The organism is Variovorax sp. SPNA7 (genome assembly GCF_033807855.1).
Taxonomy (GTDB): Bacteria; Pseudomonadota; Gammaproteobacteria; order Burkholderiales; family Burkholderiaceae_C; genus Variovorax; species Variovorax beijingensis.
This window is the reverse complement of record NZ_CP138513.1, coordinates 265616-289417: the sequence shown is the minus strand read 5'-3', so window position 1 is coordinate 289417 and position 23802 is coordinate 265616. Positions and strand designations below refer to the sequence as shown.

Annotated in this window: 21 protein-coding genes; 16 read left to right on the top strand and 5 right to left on the bottom strand. The window is 68.1% G+C overall.

All coding sequences use genetic code 11. The annotated features are described in order from the left end of the window. Positions 1–22 precede the first annotated feature (22 nt). Genes hpaR through RZE77_RS01255 form a run of 12 tightly spaced genes read left to right on the top strand, consistent with a single transcriptional unit; the run spans position 23 to position 10814 of the window. Entirely contained in the window at positions 23–457 is a 435-nt protein-coding gene (gene hpaR, locus RZE77_RS01310) for a homoprotocatechuate degradation operon regulator HpaR (protein WP_012745410.1), read from the top strand. After that, positions 454–1092, top strand: coding sequence for a fumarylacetoacetate hydrolase family protein (locus tag RZE77_RS01305; RefSeq protein WP_319440351.1), 639 nt, complete (start codon positions 454–456; stop codon positions 1090–1092). The genes hpaR and RZE77_RS01305 overlap by 4 nt, the downstream gene beginning before the upstream one ends. Beyond that, a complete protein-coding gene (locus RZE77_RS01300; protein ID WP_319440350.1) occupies positions 1089–1862 on the top strand; it encodes a fumarylacetoacetate hydrolase family protein in 774 nt (257 codons plus the stop codon). Before RZE77_RS01305 ends, RZE77_RS01300 begins: the two co-directional genes overlap by 4 nt. Further along, a complete protein-coding gene (gene hpaE / locus RZE77_RS01295; RefSeq protein WP_319440349.1) occupies positions 1859–3319 on the top strand; it encodes a 5-carboxymethyl-2-hydroxymuconate semialdehyde dehydrogenase in 1461 nt (486 codons plus the stop codon). Before RZE77_RS01300 ends, hpaE begins: the two co-directional genes overlap by 4 nt. 2 nt (positions 3320–3321) lie before the next feature. Next, positions 3322–4185, top strand: coding sequence for a 3,4-dihydroxyphenylacetate 2,3-dioxygenase (gene hpaD, locus RZE77_RS01290; RefSeq protein ID WP_319440348.1), 864 nt, complete (start codon positions 3322–3324; stop codon positions 4183–4185). A gap of 22 nt (positions 4186–4207) precedes the next feature. Beyond that, on the top strand, positions 4208–4612 hold the full coding sequence (locus tag RZE77_RS01285; RefSeq protein ID WP_319440347.1) for a 5-carboxymethyl-2-hydroxymuconate Delta-isomerase: 405 nt from the start codon (positions 4208–4210) through the stop codon (positions 4610–4612). 4 nt (positions 4613–4616) lie between these two features. Next, complete coding sequence (gene hpaH / locus RZE77_RS01280) at positions 4617–5420, top strand: 2-oxo-hept-4-ene-1,7-dioate hydratase (RefSeq protein ID WP_319440346.1); 804 nt, start codon at positions 4617–4619, stop codon at positions 5418–5420. A gap of 10 nt (positions 5421–5430) precedes the next feature. Beyond that, positions 5431–6252, top strand: a complete 822-nt coding sequence (hpaI, locus tag RZE77_RS01275) for a 4-hydroxy-2-oxoheptanedioate aldolase (protein WP_319440345.1) — start codon at positions 5431–5433, stop codon at positions 6250–6252. A 14-nt stretch (positions 6253–6266) separates the two neighbouring features. Next, complete coding sequence (gene ilvD / locus RZE77_RS01270) at positions 6267–7997, top strand: dihydroxy-acid dehydratase (protein ID WP_319440344.1); 1731 nt, start codon at positions 6267–6269, stop codon at positions 7995–7997. 31 nt (positions 7998–8028) lie between these two features. Continuing rightward, entirely contained in the window at positions 8029–9018 is a 990-nt protein-coding gene (locus RZE77_RS01265; protein WP_319440343.1) for a Bug family tripartite tricarboxylate transporter substrate binding protein, read from the top strand. A 19-nt stretch (positions 9019–9037) separates the two neighbouring features. Beyond that, positions 9038–9835, top strand: coding sequence for a class II aldolase/adducin family protein (locus RZE77_RS01260; protein ID WP_018907534.1), 798 nt, complete (start codon positions 9038–9040; stop codon positions 9833–9835). Position 9836: 1 nt separating this feature from the next. Then, on the top strand, positions 9837–10814 hold the full coding sequence (locus tag RZE77_RS01255; RefSeq protein WP_319440342.1) for a 2-dehydropantoate 2-reductase: 978 nt from the start codon (positions 9837–9839) through the stop codon (positions 10812–10814). Between the two features lie 26 nt (positions 10815–10840). Here RZE77_RS01255 and RZE77_RS01250 read toward each other — a convergent pair whose 3' ends face one another. After that, positions 10841–11374, bottom strand: a complete 534-nt coding sequence (locus RZE77_RS01250) for a DUF4329 domain-containing protein (protein WP_319428646.1) — start codon at positions 11372–11374, stop codon at positions 10841–10843. An 82-nt stretch (positions 11375–11456) separates the two neighbouring features. Then, positions 11457–12557 (bottom strand): alanine racemase, encoded by a 1101-nt coding sequence (alr, locus tag RZE77_RS01245; protein WP_319440341.1) that lies wholly within the window; start codon positions 12555–12557, stop codon positions 11457–11459. A 172-nt stretch (positions 12558–12729) separates the two neighbouring features. On the opposite strand from alr, the gene lplT reads away from it, so the two are divergent. From lplT to RZE77_RS01230, 3 genes are all read left to right on the top strand, one after another. After that, positions 12730–14034, top strand: coding sequence for a lysophospholipid transporter LplT (gene lplT, locus RZE77_RS01240; RefSeq protein WP_319440340.1), 1305 nt, complete (start codon positions 12730–12732; stop codon positions 14032–14034). A gap of 112 nt (positions 14035–14146) precedes the next feature. After that, a complete protein-coding gene (locus RZE77_RS01235) occupies positions 14147–15037 on the top strand; it encodes a DMT family transporter (protein ID WP_319440339.1) in 891 nt (296 codons plus the stop codon). A 13-nt stretch (positions 15038–15050) separates the two neighbouring features. After that, the gene (locus tag RZE77_RS01230) at positions 15051–15542 is read left to right on the top strand and encodes a glutathione peroxidase (RefSeq protein WP_319440338.1); all 492 of its coding nucleotides are present in this window, start codon (positions 15051–15053) and stop codon (positions 15540–15542) included. Between the two features lies 1 nt (position 15543). Here RZE77_RS01230 and RZE77_RS01225 read toward each other — a convergent pair whose 3' ends face one another. The 3 genes from RZE77_RS01225 to RZE77_RS01215 are packed head-to-tail and all read right to left on the bottom strand — an operon-like array spanning position 15544 to position 22721. Continuing rightward, entirely contained in the window at positions 15544–15954 is a 411-nt protein-coding gene (locus RZE77_RS01225) for a hypothetical protein (RefSeq protein WP_319440337.1), read from the bottom strand. Between the two features lie 45 nt (positions 15955–15999). After that, on the bottom strand, positions 16000–16860 hold the full coding sequence (locus RZE77_RS01220; protein ID WP_319440336.1) for an OmpA family protein: 861 nt from the start codon (positions 16858–16860) through the stop codon (positions 16000–16002). A 20-nt stretch (positions 16861–16880) separates the two neighbouring features. Continuing rightward, a complete protein-coding gene (locus RZE77_RS01215) occupies positions 16881–22721 on the bottom strand; it encodes an ESPR-type extended signal peptide-containing protein (protein WP_319440335.1) in 5841 nt (1946 codons plus the stop codon). A gap of 316 nt (positions 22722–23037) precedes the next feature. On the opposite strand from RZE77_RS01215, the gene RZE77_RS01210 reads away from it, so the two are divergent. After that, entirely contained in the window at positions 23038–23775 is a 738-nt protein-coding gene (locus RZE77_RS01210) for a response regulator transcription factor (protein WP_319440334.1), read from the top strand. Positions 23776–23802 lie beyond the last annotated feature (27 nt).

Genomic DNA, 23802 nt, shown 5'->3' with positions numbered 1-23802 from the left:
TAATTCGACGCGACACTCCGACGTGGCCAGCACCTTCACCCACCGCAACCTTCCGCGCCTGCTGCTGCAGGCGCGCGAAGCCGTCATGGCCCACACGCGGCCCAGCCTGCGCGAGCACGCGCTGTCCGACCAGCAGTGGCGCGTGCTGCGCGTGCTCGGCGAGCACGGCGCGGTGGAAACCGGCCGCGTGGCGCGCGAGGCGTTCATCCTCGGGCCCAGCCTCACCGGCGTGCTCGCGCGCATGGAGCGCGACGACCTCATCACCCGCAGCCGCGACCCCGAGGACCAGCGCCGCACCGTGGTCGAGGCCACGGCGCACGGGATGAAGCTGGTGAAGAAGCTGTCCTCGAGCATCGAGTCGCATTACCAGTGGCTGGAGCAGTCGCTGGGCAAGACCAAGCTGACGCAGCTGTACGGACTGCTGGACGAACTGATCGCGCTGGAGCAACCCGAATGACCTCCTCCTCCCCTTTCCTGCCCACCGGCACCGTGTACGGCACGCTGCTGAACTTCCGCGCGGAAGTGCAGGCGCTCGCACCGCAGATGACGCAGCCACCGTACAAGGCACCGCCGAAGGCCCCCGTGCTCTATGTGAAGACCGCCAACACCTGGAGCCCGCACGGCAGCGCCATCACGGTGCCTGCATCGGTGCCCGAGGTGGAGATCGGCGCCAGCATCGGCATGGTGATCGGCGCGGAGGGCGACGTGGAAGGCTTCGTGCTGATGAACGACCTCTCGATTCCGCATGCGAGCTTCTTCCGCCCGCCCGTGAAGTTCAAGTGCGTCGACGGCTTCCTGGGCGTCGGCCCGGCGCTGCGCGATGCGCAGGAGGTGGCCGATCCCGCGGGCTTTCGCGCCGAGGTGCGTGTCAACGGCGCGCTGAAGCAGTCGATCGACTTTTCGCAGCTCGTGCGGCCCGCGCAGCAGCTGCTGGCCGACGTGGGCGAATTCATGACGCTCGCGCATGGCGACGTGCTGATGCTGGGCTGCGATGCCGGCCGGCCGCTGGCGCGTGCGGGCGACCGCATCGAAATCTCCGCGCCGGGGTTCGAGAGCCTCTGCAACACGCTGGTGCAGGAGGCCGCCGCATGAAGCACGCACGCGTCATCTTCGAAGGCCGCGAGCACACCGGCACCGCGCACGAATTCAACGGCCAGGCCGATGCCGCGGTGCGGCTGGACGACGGCCGCATCGTGCCGCAGGAACAGCTCGTGTGGCTGCCGCCGCTCGCGCCCACTCTGCGCCCGCGCACCATCCTCGCGCTCGGCCTCAACTACGCCGACCATGCGAAGGAACTCGAGTTCAAGGCGCCCGAGGAACCGCTGGTGTTCGTCAAGGGCCAGAGCACGCTGATCGGCCACCGCCAGCACACGCACCGGCCAGCCGGCGTGCAGTTCATGCACTACGAGTGCGAGCTCGCCATCGTGGTCGGCAAGACCGCGAAGCACGTGAAGCGCGATGACGCCTACGACTTCATCGGCGGCTACACCGTGGCCAACGACTACGCGATCCGCGACTACCTCGAGAACTGGTACCGCCCCAACCTGCGCGTGAAGAACCGCGACACCTGCACGCCGCTCGGCCCGTGGTTCGTCGATGCGTCCGACGTGCCCGACCCCATGGCGCTCGCATTGAAGACCACGGTGAACGGCACCGTCACGCAGCAGGGCAGCACGCGCGACATGATCTTCGACGCGCCCTTCCTCATCGAATATTTCAGCCGCTTCATGACGCTGTCGCCCGGCGACCTGATCCTCACGGGCACGCCCGACGGCGTGGTCGATTGCAGGCCGGGCGACGTGGTCGTGACGGAGATCGAGCGCATCGGCGCGCTGGTCAACACCATCCAAGGAAAAGCATGAGAGTCGATCACCTGATCGCCGGCAAGGCCGTTGCCGGCAGCGAATACTTCGAAACCGTCAATCCCGCCACGCAGGAAGTGCTGGCCGAGGTCGCCTCGGGCGGGGAGGCCGAAGTGAATGCGGCCGTGGCTGCCGCGAAGGAGGCCTTTCCCAAGTGGGCCGGCCTGCCCGCCACCGAACGCGCCAAGCTCATCCGCAAGCTCGGCGACCTGATTGCCAAGCACGTGCCCGAGATCGCGCAGACCGAAACCAACGACTGCGGCCAGGTCATCGCGCAGACCGGCAAGCAGCTGATCCCGCGCGCGGCCGACAACTTCTATTACTTCGCCGAGATGTGCACGCGCGTCGACGGCCACACCTACCCCACGCCCACGCACCTGAACTACACGCTGTTCCATCCGGTGGGCGTGTGCGCGCTGATCAGCCCGTGGAACGTGCCCTTCATGACCGCCACCTGGAAGGTCGCGCCCTGCCTCGCCTTCGGCAACACGGCCGTGCTGAAGATGAGCGAGCTCTCGCCACTCACGGCCGCGCGCCTCGGCGAACTCGCGCTCGAAGCGGGCATTCCGCCCGGCGTGCTGAACCTCGTGCACGGCTATGGCAAGGAAGCGGGCGAGCCGCTGGTGGCACACCCCGACGTGCGCGCGATTTCGTTCACCGGCTCCACCGCCACGGGCAACCGCATCGTGAAGAGCGCGGGCCTGAAGAAATTCAGCATGGAGCTCGGCGGCAAGAGCCCGTTCGTGATCTTCGAGGACGCCGACCTCGACCGCGCGCTCGACGCGGCCGTGTTCATGATCTTCAGCAACAACGGCGAGCGCTGCACCGCCGGCTCGCGCATCCTGGTGCAGCAGTCGATCTATGCCGACTTCGCGGCGAAGTTCGCCGAGCGCGCCAGTCGCATCACGGTCGGCGATCCGCTGGACGAGAAGACCATCGTCGGCCCGATGATCTCGCAGGCCCACCTGGCCAAGGTGCGCAGCTACATCGAGCTCGGGCCGAAGGAAGGGGCGACGCTGCTGTGCGGCGGGCTGGAGGCGCCGGACAACCTGCCCGACCGCGTTCAGCGCGGCAACTACGTGATGCCCACGGTGTTCGCCGATGTCGACAACCGCATGCGGATCGCGCAGGACGAGATCTTCGGACCGGTCGCCTGCCTGATCCCGTTCAGGGACGAGGCGCACGCGATCGAACTAGCCAACGATATCCAATACGGCCTGAGCAGCTACGTGTGGACCGAGAACATCGGCCGCGCGCACCGCGTGGCCGCCGCGGTCGAAGCCGGCATGTGCTTCGTCAACAGCCAGAACGTGCGCGACCTGCGCCAGCCCTTCGGCGGCACCAAGGCCTCGGGCACCGGACGCGAAGGCGGCACCTGGAGCTACGAGGTGTTCTGCGAGCCGAAGAACATTGCGGTGTCGATGGGCTCGCACCACATTCCGCACTGGGGAGCCTGACCATGGGCACGCTCGCACTCGCCGCCAAGATCACGCACGTGCCGTCGATGTACCTCTCGGAATTTCCGGGACCGAACTTCGGCTGCCGCGACGCCGCGATCAACGGCCACAAGGAAATCGACCGGCGCTGCCGCGCGCTGGGCGTGGACACCATCGTGGTGTTCGACGTGCACTGGCAGGTCAACAGCGAATACCACATCAACTGCGGTCCGCAGTTCGGCGGCACCTACACCAGCAACGAGCTGCCGCACTTCATCAAGAACATGCCCTACGCCTACCCGGGCAACCCGGCGCTCGGCCACCTGATCGCCGACATGGCGAACGAAATGGGCGTGAAGAGCCGCGCGCACAGCGACACCACGCTCGAGCTCGAGTACGGCACGCTGGTGCCGATGCGCTACATGAACCCCGACCAGCACTACAAGGTGATCAGCATCAGCGGCTGGTGCGACTGGCACGACCTCGCCGAGTCGGGCCGCTTCGGCCTGGCGGTGCGGCGCGCGATCGAGGAGCGCTACGAGGGCACGGTGGCAGTGTTCGCGAGCGGCTCGCTCTCGCACCACTTCGCGGACAACGGCCGCGCGCCGGAGTTCATGCACAAGGTGTACGACCCCTTCCTCGAGCAAATCGACCGGCGCGTGGTCGAGCTCTGGGAGCGCGGCGACTGGGCCACCTTCGTCGGCATGCTGCCGATGTACGCCGAGAAGTGCTGGGGCGAAGGCGACATGCACGACACCGCGATGCTGCTGGGCCTCCTGGGCTGGGACCGCTATGCCGCGCCGGTGGAAGTGGTCACGCCCTACTTCGGGAGCTCGGGCACGGGGCAGATCAACGCGATCTTCCCGGTCACGCCCCTTCCCGTCTGAGTACATCGCCCGAACACACGCCATGCCCCATCTCGTCATCCTCTACACGCCGAACATCGAAGCCGAGACCGACATCTCGGCGCTGTGCCGCACGCTGGCCGACACCATGCTCGCGCAGCGCGACGAGGCCGGCAAGCCGGTGTTCCCCGTCGGCGGCACACGCGTGCTGGCCTATCCGGCCGCGCACTATGCGGTGGCCGACGGCAAGGCCGACTATGCCTTCGTGTACCTCAACATCCGCATGGCCGCGGGGCGCTCGGAGGCGGTGAAGAAGAAGGCCGGCGACGAACTGCTGGCCGACGTGCGCACGCATTTCGAACCGATCTTCGACAAGCGCCACATCGGCATCACGCTGCAGATCGACGAAAGCCCGGGCCAGGTGTATGACGGCAAGCACAGCAACCTGCATCCACTCTTCAACAAGTAGCACCATGCTCACCGCCGACACCATCGCCAGCCTCGCGGCCGAACTGCACGAAAGCGAAAGATCGCGCGTGCAGGTCGAGCATTTCTCCAAGCGCTTTCCCGAAATGACCATCGAGGACGGCTACGCCATCTCTCGCGAATGGGTTCGGCAGAAGATCGCGGAAGGCCGCGTGCCGCGGGGCCACAAGATCGGCCTGACCTCGCGCGCCATGCAGCAGTCCAGCCAGATCGACGAGCCCGACTACGGCACGCTGCTCGACGACATGTTCTTCGAGCAGGGCAGCGACATTCCGTTCAAGCGCTTCATCGCGCCGCGCATCGAGGTGGAGCTGGCCTTCGTGCTCGGCAAGAAACTGCAGGGGCCGAACGTGAGCATCTTCGACGTGCTGGCGGCCACCGACTACGTGGTGCCGGCCATCGAGATCATCGACGCGCGCATCGAACAGTTCGACCGCCACACCAAGGCGCCGCGCAAGGTGTTCGACACCATTGCCGACAACGCGGCCAATGCCGGCATCGTGATGGGCGGCCGGCCGGTCAAGCCCGACGCGGTCGACCTGCGCTGGGTGAGCGCGCTGCTCTACAAGAACGGCGTGATCGAGGAGTCAGGCGTCGCCGCGGCCGTGCTCAACCACCCGGCCACGGGCGTGGCCTGGCTCGCGAACAAGCTCGCACCGTGGGACGAATGCCTCGAAGCCGGCGAAGTCGTGCTCGGTGGCTCGTTCACGCGGCCGACCACCGCCCTGCCCGGCGACACCTTCCATGCCGACTACGGCCCACTCGGCAGCATCGCATTCCGACTTGCCTGAAAGACACACCATGCAAACACCCCTGAACACCTTCAAGCAGGCCATGCAGGCCGGCGAACAGAAGATCGGCCTCTGGGTCGGCCTGGCCGACGGCTATGCGGCCGAGATCCTGGCCGGCACCGGCTTCGACTGGCTGCTGGTCGACGGCGAGCACGCGCCCAACGACGTGCGCTCGGTGCTCGCGCAGTTGCAGGGCATCTCGAGCGCCTGGTCGGCACAGCCCGAGTCCGAGCGCTCGCACCCCGTGGTGCGGGTTCCGGTGGGCGACGTCACGCTGCTCAAGCAGTTCCTGGACATCGGCGCGCAGACCATCCTGGTGCCGATGGTCGACACCGCCGAGCAGGCGGAGCGCATGGTGCAGGGCATGCGCTATCCGCCCGAAGGCATCCGCGGCATGGGCAGCGCCCTGGCGCGCGCCTCGCGCTGGCAGGCCTATCCGCGCTACCTGCACGAGGCCAACGCGCAAACCTGCCTGCTGGTGCAGGCCGAAACCGTGGAAGCGATGAAGAACCTCGACGCCATCGCCGCCACGCCGGGCGTGGACGGCGTGTTCATCGGGCCGGCCGACCTGTCGGCCTCGATGGGCTTTGTCGGCCAGCCGAACCATCCCGAGGTGCAGGCCATGATCGCCGACGCCATTGCGCGCATCCGCAAGGCCGGCAAGGCGCCGGGCATTCTCTCGACCACCGAGGAGCAGGCGCGCAAGTGGCTGGCCGCCGGTGCGCAGTTCGTGGCGGTGGGCGTGGACACCATCCTGCTCACGGCGGCGGCAAGGCAGCTGTCGTCCCGGTACAAGAACGCCGCGAGCGCGGTGACGCCCAGCGGCTACTGAACCTCCTTCGCGCCATGACTTCCCCGACCGATCCCAAGCGCTTCCGCTCCGCCACCATCCGCGAGGGCACCATCCGCGCGACCACGCGCAGCTTCCTGCATGCGCTCGGCCAGGACGACGAGGACATCGCGCGCCCGCACATCGGCGTGTTCCACACCGGCGGCGAGATGAGCCCGTGCAACCTCAACCTGCGCGAGCAGGCGCAGCACGCCAAGACCGGCATCTACGCGGGCGGCGGCACGCCGCACGAATGCCCGGTGGTGTCGGTGAGCGACGGGCTCACCATGGCGCATTCGGGCATGCGCTTCTCGCTGATCTCGCGCGAGCTGATCGCCGACAGCGTGGAGGCCTCGACGCGCGGCCACCAGTGGGACGGCATCTTCGCCATCGGTGCCTGCGACAAGAACCTGCCGGGCCTGATGATGGGCATGGTGCGCTGCAACGTGCCGAGCGTGTTCGTGCATGGCGGCTCGGCGCTGCCGGGGCAGATGCCGGGTCCCGATGGCCGCGACCTCAACGTGGTCGACACCTACGAGACCATCGGCAAGGTGCTGGCCGGCACCGCCACGCACGACGAGCTCGACGCCATGAGCCGCGCCTGCCTGCCCACCGCGGGCGCCTGCGCGGGCCAGTTCACGGCCAACACCATGGGCATGGTGTCGGAAGCATTGGGCCTCGCGCCCATCGGCTCCAGCATGGTGCCGGCGGTGTTCAGCGAGCGCGCGCCGCTGATGCGCCGCGCCGCGAAGAACCTCATGAAGGCGGTGATGGGCGACAGCCCGCTGCCGCGCGACATCGTCACGCGCAAGGCGCTCGAGAACGCCTGCGCCGTGGTCTCGGCCACCGGCGGCTCGACCAACGCCGCGCTGCACCTGCCGGCCATCGCGCACGAGGCGGGCATCAGGTTCCACCTGGACGACGTGGCCGAGATCTTCGCGCGCACGCCGCTCATTGCCGACCTGCGTCCGGGCGGGCAGTACCTGGCGCGCGACGTGTTCTACATCGGCGGCGCGGGCGTCATTCTTCGCACGCTGATGGAGCAGGGCTTCGTGCATGGCGATGCGCTCAGCTTCACCGGCCGCACGCTGGCCGAGGAACTGGCCGATGCCGCCGCGCCCGATGGCCGCGTGGTGCGCGCGCCCGGCAACCCGATCACGCGCGACGGCGGGCTGGCCGTGCTCAAGGGCAACCTCTGTCCCGACGGCGCGCTGCTCAAGACCGCGGGCCTCCAGACGCTGGTGCACCGCGGCCCGGCGCGCGTCTTCAACTCGGAAGAAGAAGCGCAGGCGGCCGTGCAGAACCGCCGCTACGAAGCCGGCGACGTGATCGTGATCCGCAACGAGGGCCCGAAGGGCAGCCCCGGCATGCGCGAGATGCTGGGCATCACCGCCCTGCTCTACGGCCAGGGCATGGGCGACAAGGTGGCGCTGCTGACCGACGGGCGCTTCTCGGGCGCCACGCGCGGCCTGTGCATCGGCTATGCGGGGCCCGAAGCGGCCGACGGCGGGCCGATTGCGGCACTGCGCGACGGCGACATGGTGGCCATCGACGCGCGAGCCGGGGCGCGCACCATTTCGGTGGAACTGGCAGCGGAAGAAATTGCACTGCGGCTCTCCAGACGTCAGGTAAACGCGGGGGTCCCGCACCGCGGCTTGCTGGAAAAATACGCGCTCACCGTGCGCCCTGCCTACCAGGGCGCCGTGACCCATTCGGGCGCAGTCACCTGGCTGCGCGACGAGTCGTGAAACGCAACTGACAACACCCTGGAGACAGACCATGACCTTCACCCGCCGCCAACTGCTGCAGACCACCGGCGCCTCGGCGCTGCTTGCCAGCCTGGGCCAGCAGGCCTTCGCGCAAGCCTCGCTCGAAACCGCCACCATCGTCACCGGCTTTGCGGCCGGCGGCACCTCGGACACCACCTGCCGGCGCATCGCGCAGAAGCTCAGCCCCGACTACGCCAAGTCGGCCGTGGTCGAAAACCGCACCGGCGCGGGCGGCCAGATCGCCGTGAGCTACGTGAAGGGCCGCCCGGCCGACGGCGCCACCATCCTGCAGACGCCCACCTCCATCCTCACGATCTACCCGCACATCTACAAGAAGCTGCCGTACGACCCGATGGTCGACCTCACACCTGTGAGCATTGCCTGCATCTTCGACTTCGGCTTTGCGGTCGGCCCCTCGGTGCCCGCCAGCGTGAAGACGGTGCCCGAGTTCCTCGCCTGGGCCAAGGCCAACCCGACCGGCGCCAATTTCGGCTCGCCGGCCGCGGGCTCCACGCCGCACTTCATCGGCGCGCTGCTGGGCAAGAAAGGCGGCGTCGAACTCAAGCACGCCGCCTACCGCGGCACGCAGCCGGCCATGCTGGACCTGCTGGGCGGCAACATCTCGGCCGTCTCGGGCCCGATCGGCGACATCACGCAGCACCTGGCCTCGGGCAAGGTGCGCATCCTGGGCGTCTCGGGCGCCAAGCGCAGCCGCTTCGCACCCGACGTGCCGACCTTCGGCGAGCAGGGCATCAAGGACATGGCGCACAGCGAATGGTTCGCCTTCTTCCTGCCCGCCAAGGCCTCGCCGGAACTGGTCGCGAAGCTCAACGCGTCGATGAAAACCGCGCTGGCGCACAAGGACGTGATCGAAGGCCTCGGCAACTTCGGGCTGGAAGCCATGTCTTCCACGCCCGGCGAGCTGACCGATCTGCTCAAGAAAGACACCGCCAAGTGGGCGCCAATCGTCAAGGAAGTCGGCTTCACGGCTGAGGGATAACCTGAATGAAGGAACTGCAATGAACACAACACTCGCCACCCGCGTACCGCCGTCGGCGCCGGTCCATCCCTCGATCCATCCGGACGAGCGCGCCGCGCGCGAACAGCTTGCGGCCTGCTACCGCGTGTTCGCGATGCTGGGCTGGACCGAGATGATCTACAACCACATCACGGTGCGGCTGCCCGACAGCGTGACGGGCGGGGAGAAGCAGTTCCTCATCAACCCCTTCGGCCTGCACTACAGCGAGGTCACGGCCAGCAACCTGGTGAAGATCGACCTGCAGGGCAAGGTGCTCGACGGCTCGACCTGGCCGGTGAACCCGGCCGGCTTCACGGTGCACGCCGCCATCCACGACGGCCTGCCCGGCGCGCACTGCGTGATGCACACGCACACCACGGCCGGCGTGGCCGTGGCCTGCCTGCAGGGCGGCCTGCAGCAGACCAATTTCTATACCGCGCAGTTGCACGGCATGGTGGCGTACCACGACTTCGAGGGCATCACCATCCATGCCGACGAGGGCCCGCGCCTGCTCAGGAGCATCGGCGACCGCAATGCCGTGATCCTGCGCAACCACGGCCTGCTGGCCTGGGGACAGACGCTGCCGCAGACCTTCGCCATCCTGTGGACCCTGCAGCGCGCCTGCGAGATCCAGATGGCCACCTTCTCGATGGGCGCGGCCATTCCGGTGAGCGAGGAAATCGCGCAGCGCTGCACGCGCGATGCGCTGCAATTCAGCCCCGAGCACGGCGCCGGGCAGGACGTGTTCGATGCGTTGGTGCGCCAGGTCGACCGCATCGACGCCAGCTACAAGAACTGACATGAAGATCTGCATCTACGGCGCCGGCGCCATCGGCGGATGGATCGGCGCCAGCCTGGCGCAGGCTGGCGAGCGGCTCAACGTGGTGGCGCGCGGCGCCACGCTCGAAGCGCTGCAGCAGGATGGCCTTTCGCTGATGCGCGGCGAGGTGCGCACGCGCGTGCCGGTCAACGCGGTGGCCGACCCCGAATCGCTTGGCACGCAGGACCTGGTGGTCATCGCCGTGAAGGCGCCCGCGCTGGCCGGCGTGGCCGAACGCATCGGGCCGCTGATCGGGCCCGACACCCTGGTGCTGGTGGCCATGAACGGCGTGCCGTGGTGGTTCCTCGAAGGCGGCTTCGGCGGCGCCATCACCGGCCACCGCCTTGCGGCCGTGGACCCTGACGGCGCAATTGCAAGGGCCATCCCCTCGCGCAACGTGATCGGCTGCGTGGTGCACGCGAGCTGTTCGCTCGATGCCCCGGGCGTGGTGCGGCATCACTTCGGCAACGGGCTGATCGTGGGCGAGCCTTCGGGCGAAGCCACGCCGCGCGTGCAGAAGCTGGTCGCGCTGCTGCAAAGTGCGGGCCTGGACGCCACGCTGTCGCCGCAGATCCAGAAGGACGTGTGGTTCAAACTCTGGGGCAACATGACGGTGAACCCGATCAGCGCGCTCACGGGCACCACCACCGACCTGATCATGGGCGACGACTACGTGCGCGGCTTCATCTCGGCCGTGATGCTCGAAGCCAAGGAGATCGGACGCCGCATCGGCATCGAGATCACCCAGAGCCCCGAAGACCGCCATGCCGTGACGATGAAGCTTGGCGCGTTCAAGACCTCGATGCTGCAGGACGTGGAAGCCGGGCGATCGGTGGAGCTCGATGCGCTGGTCACCGTGGTGCGGGAGCTGGGCGAACTGACCGCGGTGGCCACGCCGTTCACCGATGCGCTGCTGGGGCTGGCGCGGCTGAAGATGCGCAAGCTCGGGCTGTACTGAGCGCCGCGGGGCGCCGGCGCACGGCTTCAGAGCAGCCGCGGCGCCGGAATGATGTGTCGCCGCGGCGTCTTCGGCGCAGGCTTCTTCACCGGAATCGGCTGCGGCAGGTCGCGGGCGTTGCGCAGCCGCGGTCCGGCCACCATGATCTTGCGCATGCGGTGGTCGTAGCGCAGGAACAGGCCCGAGACGCTGCCCACGTAGGCGTCGATCTTCATGTCGTTCGCGACGCCGCGGTCCTCGGGCGAGAAGCGGTCGGGCTCCATGTTGAAGCCTGCGCCCTTGTAGGCCGGATGCGTGTGGTAGTAAGCCACCGCCGTCGTGCCCTCGGGGCAGCCCCTGTTGCCGAGGCGGTGGCCGACGTCGACCGTGTTGGTGTCGCCCTCGCGCGGCGGCATCGCGAAGAACTGGTTGCCCTGCTGGCAGATCATGGCGCCGAACTCCTTGCGGCGTTCGATCGACTCGATCAGCACGGACTCGAGTGCCGCGCGCGCCGCCTCGGTGACGGTGTCGAAGAGTTCGTACTCGGGAGGGAATCCGGGAGCGGGAAGTGGTTCAGCCATGCCGCGAGTGTCGCGACCGCACGGACGCGCGGCCATTCCACGGACAGCGTATGACGATCGGCAGGCCCCTGCCCCGCCCGCTTCATTCCTCGTCGCCCGGAGCGAAGGGCACGCGCGGCGCCACCGCGCACATGAGCTCGTAGCCGACGGTGCCGGCGGCCTGCGCGACCTCGTCGATGGGGAGCACCGCGCCGGTCCCGGCCGAGCGGCCCCACAGCGTGACCTCGGTGCCGAACTTCGCGTCGGGCACCGGCGTGAGGTCGACCGTGATCATGTCCATGCTCACGCGGCCCACCATGCGGGTGCGAACGCCGTTCACCAGCACCGGCGTGCCGGTGTTGCAGTGGCGCGGATAGCCGTCGGCATAGCCGACCGCGGCCACGCCGATGGTGAGCGGCCCCTCGGCCGTGAAATTGGAGCCGTAGCCGATGGTGTCGCCGGCCTGGAGCGTCTGGATCCCGATCAGTTTGGTCGACAGTGTCATGGTGGGCTGCAGCTGCCAGTGCGCCGCGTCGTGCTCCGGAAAGTCGGGCGCGCTGCCGTACAGCACGATGCCGGGGCGCACCCAGTCGCCGCGGGTCTGGCGGGCATGGCGCAGGGTGGCGGCGCTGTTGGCAATGGAGCGTTCGCCCGGCAGGTCGTGGGTGGCGCGCTCGAACACCTCCAGCTGGTGCGCAATGCCGCGCGCGCCGTCGGCGTCGCTGAAATGCGTCATCAGCGAGATCTCGTCAACCTGCGGCAGCGCGTTCAGGCGCGTCCAGGCCGAGCCGAAGCGCTCGGGCGCGAAGCCCAGGCGGTTCATGCCGGAGTTCATCTTGAGGAACACGCGCTGCGGCTTGAGCGTCTTGTGGGCCGCGAGCATGTCGATCTGCTCGTCGCAGTGCACCGTGTGCCACAGGTCGAGCCGCGAGCACAGCTCCAGGTCGCGCGCGTCGAACACGCCTTCGAGCAGCAGCACCGGGCCGCGCCAGCCGAGGGCGCGCACGCGCTCGGCTTCGGCCAGGTCGAGCAGCGCAAATCCGTCGGCGCCGCGCAGGCCCTCATAGACCCGCTCGATGCCGTGGCCATAGGCATTGGCCTTGACCACGGCCCAGACGCGGGCATCGACCGCGGCGCGCCGTGCCCGGTCGAGGTTGTGGCGAAGCGCGGCGGTATGGACAGTGGCGAGAATGGGGCGCGGCATGGTGGGCGTCGAATGGTGGATGGATGGGGTTTTAGCATCTTCCCGGACCGGACCGTCCAGGGTGGGAACGCTGATTTCGCTGTCGTACCCCCATGCTATAACCGCCCATTCGCCCAAAAGACGCGACACTTTCTCACTACTGCCAGCACCTTCCTGGCCAGCCAGCCCATCGATGAAGCGCGGTTTCTACACGATCATGTCGGCCCAGTTCTTTTCGTCGCTGGCCGACAACGCGATCTTTGTCGTGGCGGTCGAGCTCATGCGAAGCACGGGAGCGGCCGAATGGCAGCGCGCGGCGCTGGTGCCGATCTTTGCCGTCTTCTACGTGGTGCTGGCGCCGCTGGTGGGCGCCTTTGCCGACGCCTTGCCCAAGGGGCGGGTGATGTTCATCAGCAACGCGATCAAGGTGGTCGGCTGCCTGATGATGCTGTTCGGCTCGCATCCGCTGCTGTCGTATTCGATCGTGGGGCTGGGCGCCGCGGCCTATTCGCCGGCCAAGTACGGCATCCTGACCGAGCTGCTGCCGGCTTCGCAGTTGGTAAAAGCCAACGGCTGGATCGAAGGACTCACCATCGCCTCGATCCTGCTGGGCATCGTGCTCGGCGGCTCGCTGGTGGGGCATGCGGTCTCCAGCCAGCTGCTGTCCTTCGACATGCCGCTGATCGACACGGGGGTCGATTCGCCGGCCGAGGCGGCCATCTCGGTGCTGATCTTCGTCTACGCGCTGGCAGCCTGGTTCAACACGCGCATTCCGCACACCGGCGTCGAGATGCGGCCGCTGCGCGCCAATCCGGAGCATGGCCTCGCGCGCAACATGTTCTCGCTGCTGCCCGACTTCTGGCACTGCAACGCACGCCTGTGGCGCGACAAGCTGGGCCAGATCTCGCTGGCCACCACCACGCTGTTCTGGGGCGCGGGCGCCAACCTCAAGTACATCGTGCTGGCCTGGGCCGCGCTCGCGCTCGACTACAACACCACGCAGGCCACGGCGCTCACCGGCGTGGTCACCATCGGCATGGCGGTGGGCGCCATCGTCGCGTCGATGCGCATGCGGCTGGACATGGCCACGCGCGTGATTCCGATGGGCATCGGCATGGGGCTGCTGGTCATCAGCATGAACCTGATCGGCAACGTCTGGATCGCGGTGCCCTTTCTGATCCTGCTGGGCGGGCTGGGCGGCTTCCTGGTGGTGCCGATGAACGCACTGCTGCAGCACCGCGGCCACAACCTCATGGGCGCGGGCCGCTCGATTGCCGTGCAGAACTTCAACGAACAGGCCTGCATCCTGCTGCTCGGCGGCTTCTACAGCGCCTGCACCGGCCTGGGCCTGTCGGCCTTCGCGGCCATCGGCGCCTTCGGCGGCGTGGTGGCGGGCTGCATGTGGCTGATCCAGCGCTGGCATCATCACAACCTGCGCAAGTACCCCGAAGAAGTCGAGCACCTGCTCGCCATCGCCCGCAGCGACAAGCATCATTGACCTCCCCCAGGCTGCGCGCACTTCGTGTCGCTTCGCCCACCCCCTCACCGGGGGCAACACCGGTGGCCCGGCGGAGCCGGTTCCACGGTGTTCCACGAAAAAACTCCGCCACATGCCCGCTCTTGCGCTGATCTTCAATGCCTTTGTATGGGGCGTGTCCTGGTTCCCCTTTCGGCACATCGAAAGCCACGGGCTGCATCCCGTCTGGACCACCTGCATCATCTACGTGGCGATCTCGCTGGCGATGGGCCTCTTTCGCCGGCATGCCTGGCGCGGCTTCGCGGCGTATCCGATGCTGGTGCTGCTGGGCCTGGCGGCGGGCTTCACCAACCTGGGCTTCAACTGGGCGGTGACGCAGGGCGACGTGGTGCGCGTGGTGCTGCTGTTCTACCTGATGCCGCTGTGGAGCGTGCTGCTGGGCTGGGCCGTGCTGGGCGAGCGGCCCACCGGCGGCGCGCTCGCGCGCGTGGCGCTGGCACTGACCGGCGTGGCCGTGGTGCTCAAGACGCCCGGCGTCGAATGGCCCGTGCCTTCGAGCCTGCCCGACTGGCTGGGCCTGGCGGCCGGCTTCAGCTTTGCCGTGACCAACATCGTGCTGCGGCACCTGCGCGACGCGCCCGGCGAATCGCGCGCGCTGGCCATGTTCTGCGGGTGCGCAGCGGTGGCCGGCATCGCCGCGGCGGCCGGCACCCTGTTCGGCGCCTTCGGCTCCCCGCTTGCCGCGGAGCCGGGCTGGATCGGCTGGGCGGCCTTGCTGGGCGTTGGCTTCGTGGTGGCCAACGTCTGCCTGCAGTACGGCGCGGCCCGGCTGGCGGCCAGCGCCACGGCGGTGATCATGCTGTCGGAGGTGCTGTTTGCCAGCGTCTCTTCCGTGGCGCTGGGCGCGGCCCAGATGGATCCGCGCATCCTGGCGGGCGGCGCGCTGATCGTGCTGGCGGCCGTGTGGTCGGCGTTTGCGCGAACGCCGGTGCAGGGCGATGATCGCCTTTCGTCCCCCACCTGACCGAGGCAGCGCCATGACCACCAGCATCTACGACTTCGAAGCCAACCGGATCGACGGCAAGAAGGTGACGCTCTCGGCCTTCCGCGGCAAGGTGCTGCTGATCGTCAACACGGCCAGCCAGTGCGGCTTCACGCCGCAGTTCGCCGGGCTCGAGGAACTGCACGAGAAGTACGCCGCCCAGGGGCTGGTGGTGCTGGGCTTTCCGTCGAACCAGTTCGGCTCGCAGGACCCGGGCACCAACGAGGAAATCGGCGCCTTCTGCACCACCAACTACGGCGTGAGTTTTCCGATGATGGAAAAGATCGACGTCAACGGCAGCAACGCCGCGCCGCTCTACCAGTGGCTCACCAAGGAAAAGCCGGGCCTGCTGGGCAGCACGGCCATCAAGTGGAACTTCACCAAGTTCCTGGTCGGCCGCGACGGGCGGGTCCTCAAGCGCTACGCGCCGCTGGAGACGCCCGCTTCGTTCGCGCGCGACATCGAGGCGGCGCTGGCCGCGGGCTGATTCAAGGCCCGACGCGCAGGAAGCCAGTGCCCGCGCCGCGCGCGTCATTCTCGTCCCGCATGTCCAGCGCATTCAGCCACTCGATCAGCGCGCGCTCGTCCACCGGCGAGGCCAGCAACCGGAACGACTCCTGCGCGAGCACCGATGCAGGCATGCGATGCACGATGTGCAGCTCGGTGTGATGGGCGAGGTACAGCACCGGTAGCGCACGGCCTGCTGCTTCCGCCACGTCGGGCAGTTGCGAGACCGTCTTTGCCGCATCCGCATGGAGCCCGACGATGAGGGCGTCGAACTGGTGCCCTGCGCGGATCGCGTCGACCAGCTCGTGCATCCGGCCGAAGGACGCGCTGTCCGTGCCCAGCACCGCCAGCGAATTGGAGGTGCAGATGCGCTGCAGCCCATCCGAATCCACGAGGGCAATCCGATACTCCCGGTGGATCCACGATGCATTCACCGGCTACTGCTCCCCGGCCACGTCGATCTCGACCCGGCGGTTCGGCTGGAGGCAGCGCAGCAGCGCCGGCGAACTGCGCGTGCCCTCGCAATCGCTGACCACTGGCTGGCGCTTGCCCATGCCCGCAGCGCGGATCAGTTTGCCGTCGATGCCCTGCTTCACCAGCAAATCGCGCACGGTGTTGGCGCGTGCCAGCGACAGCGCCTCGTTGTAGGCATCGCCGCCGAGCCGGTCGGTGTGCCCCGTCACCACGATGTAGTGCAGCGACCTGAAGTTGCCCCGCAGCTCGGCGGCCAGCCGCTCGATGCGCGCCTGTCCATCGGGGAGCAGGTCGGGCAGCGAAGAGCCGTCGAAGCGGAACAGGCCGTCGGCATTCAGCGTGACTTTCTGCGGCGGTGCCAGCTTGGTGCTGACCGGAATCGGCGTGGCGGCCGGCGGCTTCGCAAGCAAGGCACAGTCGGGATTCTTCCACCAGGCGCCGGTCGACACGCCATCGCCGCTGAAGCGCACCATGTACTGGCAGGTCACATAGTCGGCACTCTTGCCCGTGCGGAAGTGGAAGATGTAGTTCCACTCGCGCACGCCCCACAGCCCCTCGCTGAAGTGCGGCCAGCCCAGCAGTTCGCGCACCTGGTCCTTGCCCATGCCGGTGCGGATGGGTGCGAACGCGTCGGTGCCGGGAAAGGCGCCCTGCTTCCACCTCGCGCTGGCAAGGTCCGGAAAGTCCTCCGGCCTGGGCGCCTCCGGCCGTTCCGCTGCGACGCGCGCCTGCGCGTCCTTGTCGATGGCGGCGCCCGGCGACGCACAGCCCTGGAGCACCAGCATTGCCGCAGCCAGTGCAGCCCCACAGATCGTTCGATTCATGATTTCTCTTCTCCCCGCGCTCAATTGAAGACCCACTCGGCGCCGACCGTGGCGGCCGCCCCCGCGCGGCTCATGCCCACGCCGCCCGTCAGGCTCCATGCGTTGTTCTCCGAGGTGCGGCGGAAGCTCACGCCCACCGCGCTCTCGCCCTTGAAGACGCCATAGCCGATGCGCATCACCGTCTTGCCGGGCACGTAGGTGCCGGGCATCTGCACCGCCATGGCGGCGGCCACGCCGGCGTAGGCATTGCGCGCGACGCCCCGGATCTCGCTGCCGAGCGCGTTGGCGCGCGCGTCGGTGTAGGCCGTATTGGCCGCGCCCGCCTGGTTGAGCTGCTGCACGTTCACCGCGTCGGTGGGCGCCACGCCCGGCGCCACGTTGTGCACCGCCACCGGCCCGGCGGCGCTGCCGTTGCCCATCGTCACGCTGTTGTAGTTGACGCTGCCATCCGCGTTCGTGTCGTAGCGCACGCTGCCGGCCTGCACCGCCTGCAGCTGGCGCACGTTCACCGCATCGGTGGCCTGCGTGCCGCCCGCGACGTTGGTGATCTGGCGCTCGTTGCCCGCACTGCCCACCGACACCGCGCCCTGCGCGGACAGCACCGAGACGTTCGAGAACATCTCGCGCTGCCCACTCATGCCGGCGCGGTCGGCCGATGCGCCGCTGCCGAGCGCCACGCCGCTGCTGGTGGTGGCGATGGCATTCGCGCCCAGCGCGATGCTGCTCGCGCCGTTCGCCTGGGCGCCGCTGCCGCCCGCGAAGGCGCTGTTGCCCAGCGCAACGGCCTGCGGCCCGATGGCCACGCTCTCCGCGCCGGCCGCCTGCGAATCGGCGGCCTGCGAGTTGGCGTGGAAGTACTTGATGCCCGCGCCGCCCACCTGGATGTTGTTGATGGCCTGGTTGGTCGCGTAGAGCTGGCTGCCGTTGATCGCGTCGGTGCTGCTGGCGCTGATCTGCCCGGCCGCCACGTTCTGAATCTGGCGCTCGGCCCCCGGCGCGCCCACGCTGACCACACCCACCGGCGCGGCGCCGGCGAAGTCGTAGGTCTGCCCCTGGATGGTGGTGCTGGCCGTGGGTGTGGCCGCGCTGGTGGTCGAGCCGCTGCCCAGCGCCACGCTGTTGTCGGTGGAGGCGGTGGCGTTCGAGCCCACGGCCACGCTGTTGGCGGCGCTCGCGGTGGCCACATTGCCCACCGCGACGGCATTGGTGCCGGAGGCGCTGGCGCCGGTGCCGGCCGCCAGCGCATTGGCGCCCGTCGCGCCATCGTTGGCGTAGTTGCCTTGCGGCGCCGTGCCGCCGTTGACGCTGTAGTAGTGCGTCTGTGCGTTGTTGACGATGGTGGTGATGCTGCCGCCCAGCGCGTTGACGGTGCTGGCCACCTGATACAGCTGGCTGCCGTTGATCGCATCGGTGCTGTCGGCCGTGATCGCGCCGGGCGCCACATTGACGATCTGCCGCTCGGCGCCCGGTGCGCCTACGCTCACCACGCCGGTGGCGGTGCCTGCAAAGTTGCCATAGGTGATGGCCGGGCCGGCGCTGTAGGTGACCGAGCCGTCTGAATTGAGCGTGGCAATCACGCTCGGCACCGTGGCGCTGCTGACCTGCACGGCGGCCTTGTCGGCGCTGCTGTTGCCGAGCACCACGTTGTTGGCGTTGGTCACCGTGACGTTGTTGCCGAGCACGAAGCTTTGGTTGGCGCCGAACGCAATGGTGTTGTTGTTGCCGATGGCGTAGCTGTCGTCGGCGTCGATGTAGCTGGGGTCGCCGATGGCGCCGGAATGCGCGCCGTTGACCTGGTTGCCGGTGCCGATGCTGATCGACTGGAGGCCGTTCGCACGGGCGCCGGTGCCGATGGCGATGGCGCTGTCCTGCGAGGCCCGCGCTTGCGAGCCAATGGCCACGGTGTCATTGGCTGTGACGCCCGTACCGGCCATGAAACCGCTGGCGACGTTGTTGTTGCCTGTCACGCTGATGCCGGCCAGGAAGCCGCTCGCGGCATTGTTGTTGCCGGTCACGTTATTGCCTGCAACGTAGCCGCTCGCGACGTTTCCGCTGCCTTCGACGGAAGCCCCAGCGCTGTTGCCACTGGCCACATTGTTGCTGCCGATCGTGCCCTGCCCCGCCGAAGTGCCCAGGTAGGCGTTTCCACTGCCTTGCAGACTTGCGCCGGCCGAAGCGCCGACGGCCGTATTGCTGGACCCCGACGCCGGGTTGAGACCCGAAGCACTGGCCGATGCCAAGGCATTGCTGCCCAGCGCCGTGTTGGCGCTGCCGTCCATGAAGCGCATCGCGTTCTGGCCGACGGCGGTGTTGTGATAGCCGTTGGTATTGCGCCCAGCCTCCTGGCCGATGAAGGTCGCATACTGGTACTTCGAGTTGGCGCCCGCCTGGGATCCAACCATCACGCTGTCGGACAGGTAGCCCGGCTGCGCCAGCATGGTGGCGTTCCATCCTGCGTTGGTGCCGATGACCACTTCCTGCGCGTCATGCGACTTCGCGTTGTTGCCGATGGCAATCGACGAGTAGAACGTCGAAGGCGTGGTCGCACCCGTGGAAACGGTCCCCGACACCGAAGCGCCCGTGCCGATGGCGATGCCGCCGGTGGCGATCGCTCCCACGCTGGCGCCGTTGCCCATGGAAACCGCGTTGGCGGCCTGCGCCGTCGCATTCACGCCCGCCGCCAGGCTGTTCAGTCCGGTGGCGCCGCCATTGCTGTAGTTGCCCTGCTGCGTGCCCCCGTCGTTCACGCTGTAGTAATGCATCGCGCCCGCCGCCGCAGCGCTTGACACGGCCTTGAGCTGGCTCACGTTGACCGCGTCGCTGTCGGCCGCGCCCGCGGCCACGTTGGTGATCTGGCGGAAATTCCCGTTCCCGCCCACGCTCACCGCACCCAGCGTTCCGGTGGTCGCACCGATGGCTGCGGCCTGCACGGCGCTGGCGCCGGCCGGCACGTAGCCCGCCACGCCCTTGTCCACGCTCGCCACCGAGCCGCTGCCCAGCGCCACGCCATCGGCCACCGTCACGCCCGTGGCATTGCCCAGCGCGGTGGCGTTCGCAACCTGGATGTTGACGCCATTGCCAAGCACGAAGCTGTTGGTGGCCGCCGTACCCAGCGTGTTGTTGTTGCCCACGCTATAGCTGTTGGCCGCGTCGATGATGCTCGGGTCGCCGATCGCGCCGCTGTTGGCGCCGTTGACCACATTGCGCGTGCCGATGGAGATGGACGAGGCACCCACCGCCTGAGCACCCGCGCCGATGGCGATCGCGCGGTCGCCCTTCGCGCTGGTCACGGTGTTGCCCACCTGGTTGTCGACCGCGCCCAGCGCGATCGAATAAAGACCCGAAGCGCGGGCCTGGTTCCCCATCGCAATGGCGCTGCCCCCCGTGGCCGTGGATTGCCTGCCGATGGCAATCGTGTTGTTCACATTGCCGTTGTTCTGGCCTGCAAAGGCACCGAGGGCCACATTGCCGCTTCCACCGGCGCCGAAACCCGCATTGGTACCCAGCGCGGAGTTGTAGCTGCCCGTGCTGTTCTGCAATGCGCCCGAACCTACGGCGGCCATGTAGTCGGCGGTGGAATAGGCGCCGCTGGTCGTGCCCATCGATGCGTTCGAGTAGCCCTTGGTCTGCCAGCCGGCGCCGTTGCCGATGTAGGTGCTGCTGTCGCCGGAAGACTCCCGCCCGGCGTTGAGGCCCAGGAACGAGTTGCCATTGCCGGTGTTGCCGAGCCCCGCGAAATTGCCGACGCTGGTGGTTCCCACGCCCAGCGCCGCGGCGTTGGGCCCGATCGCTGTCGCGCGCTCTGCGCTTGCGGTCGATGCGACGCCCACAGCCGTTGCATTGGCTGCGCTCGCGGTGGCGTTCTGGCCGACAGCCGTGGTGCTCGCGCCCTGCGCCAGCGAATCGGCACCCATGGCCGTCGCCCGGTCGCCATCCGCCACGGCGTTGTTGCCGACGGCCATGCCCCAGGTCGTCGCGGCCGTGGTTCTGGCCCTGACGCCCGCAGCCATCGAGCCGCTTCCCACCGCGCCATCGTTGTTGTAGTTGCTCTGGACGATGCCCTGGTCGTTGGTGCTGTAGTAATGCGTGGTGGCGGCGGCCTGCGCGGATTTCAGCTGCGCCACGTTCACGGCATCGGTATCTGCGGCGCCAGCCGCCACGCTCGTGATCTGCCGGGTCGCGGTACCACCGTTGCCCACGCTCACGGAACCCAGCGTGCTCTTCCAGGTGCCGCTGGCGGCCGTCGAGGCCACGCCGGTCCGCGGGTCATAGCCCGCCACGCCCTTGTCCACGCTGGCCACCGAGCCGCTGCCCAGCGCCACGCCGTCGGCCACGGTCACGCCCGTGGCGTTGCCCAGCGCGGTGGCGTTCGCTACCTGGATGTTGACGCCATTGCCCAGCACGAAGCTGTCGGTGGCGCCTGCGCCCAGCGTGTTGTTGTTGCCCACGCTGTAGCTGTTGGCCGCGTCGATGACGCTCGGGTCGCCAATGGCGCCGGAATGGTCGCCCCGAACCGTATTGCCGGTTCCGATGCTGATCGATTGCAGGCCCGTGGCCTGGGCGCCCGTGCCGATGGCGATGGCGTCTGTCTTGCCCGTGACGCCTGCCAGCGCTCCCTTGCCGATGGCGATGCTGCGGTCGGAGCCCGTCACGGCGGTGTTGCCGACGGCCACGGCATCGTTCAGGCTGACCGAAGGCAAGCCCGAAGAGACATCGACTTCATTGCCGTTGCGGTCGGTGAGGGTCCCAGTCTCCATATCCACCATGTAGCCCGTTCCCGCCGACGTGCCGAGCGCGACGTTGTTGCTGCCGGTCGTGAAGATGCCCGCCGATGCCCCTGCTGCGAAGTTGCGATGGCCATTCACCAGCGAGCCTGCGAGCGTGCCGAACGAAACGTTGGCATTGCCCTTGCTCTGGCTGGCGGCATAGCTGCCGGTTGCGACGTTGTCATCGCCTTGTGCGACCTGACCGGCGTTGAAGCCGAGAAAGCTGTTTCGGTTGCCTGCCAACCCAAGGCCGCTGCCGTTGCCGGCCGAAAGATTGTCGTTGCCGGTCACGCTCGCACCAGCCTGCGTCCCGATGCCGGTGTTGCCTTCGCCGTTCACCCCAAAGCCGGCAGATCTTCCGAAGGCTGTGTTGTTTGAGCCCGTGGTAAGCACACCCGCCTGCACGCCAAATGCCGAGTTGGAGCTGCCCACCGTATTGCTGCCCGCACCCAGGCCGAGGCCCGTGTTGAAGTCGCCATGGGCGTCAGCACCTGCAACCGCGCCCACGTAAACGTTCTCTGAACCGGACGAGTTGGCACCGGCGTTGTTGCCGATTGCGACGTTCAGGTCGCCAGAAGATCCAATGCCCGCGGTGGTGCCGAGAAAGACACTCGATCTTGCCGTCGAGTTGAAGCCCGCAAGGGCGCCAATGGATACCGTGCCGGCACCGGCCGCGTTCGCCTCGCGGCCGATCGCCACACCCAGATTTCCCGCTGCATTGGCCTGGTTGCCCATGGCGATTCCGTCGATACCCGCCACCGTCGCCCCGTTGCCGAGCGCGATGGCGCCAGAGGCGCTGGTGCCCGTGACCGCGTTCTTTCCGATTGCAACGCTGTTTGCGCCCTGCGCCAATGCACCTTGGCCGCATGCGACTTCATCGCCGGTGCCGGAGGCAGTTCCCACGACGGTACCTGCGACGGGATCGCGGCAGACTGCATCCGCCGCCGATGCCTGCCCGGCGGTGCCGATCACGGCCGCCACCACCACCGCGGCCCTGAGACCCCGACTCTTCTTTCCACGCGCGGCGCCGACCTCACTCACGGCCACCCACGCTCCTAAGGCATCGTTCCAGAGGGAACGGTAAGTCTTGTTCATTTCCGAAATTCCTCGATCAATCAAGTTGCGACGCACAACCTCATCCATGACCGGGCACGAGAGACTGTGGCTTTTGCGGGATCGCAGCACCGGTTGGCGCTGCACAGGCCGCGGATGATGTCGAGGGGCCTTCGAGGGCGAAGGGACAGCGTGAGGTTTGGTCAGAATTGGCCGCTCATTTCGCACCAAACTGTGAATTTCTTTACTACTTATTAACTAGCACTAACACTATCCTCGAGGCGCGGATTTGCGCGAATTCGTCAGATTCAGGCGCTCGGATCGCTGTCAGAATCCCGCCGCCAGACGAACGGACCCCATGCGCATCGCCATCCTCGAAGACGACCCCGACCAGCTCGCGCACCTCGTGCGGACGCTCGAGCAATTGCTCACGGCGGGAGATACGACGGTGGCTTGCACGGCATTCACCGACGGCGCCGCCCTGCAGCAGGTACTGCGGCGGGACAGCTTCGACCTGCTGGTGCTCGACTGGAACGTACCGGGGCTGGAAGGGGTGGAGCTGCTGAAATGGCTGCGCACCTGGCAGCGCGACCTGGTGCCCGTGCTCATGCTCAGCTCCCGCGCTTCGGAGCAGGACGTGGTGCAGGCGCTGACCTTCGGCGCCGACGACTACATCGTCAAGCCGTTCCGCCCGCTGGAGCTGCGCGCGCGCGTGCAGCGCCTGATGGCCAGGCGCTCGCCGGTGGTGCAGTCGGACCAGGAGCGCTTCGGCCGATGGGAGTTCGACCGGCTCACGCAGAGCGTGCTGATCCACCCCGCTGCGCCGGACAGCGCACCGCCCGAGCGGCACGCGCTCACCGATCGCGAATTCAAGCTGGCGTTGACCTTGTTCCAGCACATGGGCGGGGTCGTGTCGCGCGCCCATCTGCTGGAGAGCGCCGGCTACAGCAGCGACGAGCTGCCGTCGCGTACGCTGGACAGCCACATCTACCGGCTGCGCAGCAAACTCGGGCTGGAGGCGGCGCGCGGGCTGAGCCTGCGCACGGTCTATGGACGCGGCTACCGGCTCGAGGCCACGCAGCAGGCGCAACCCTGATGGTGGTTCGGCGGGCAAGGGCTATGC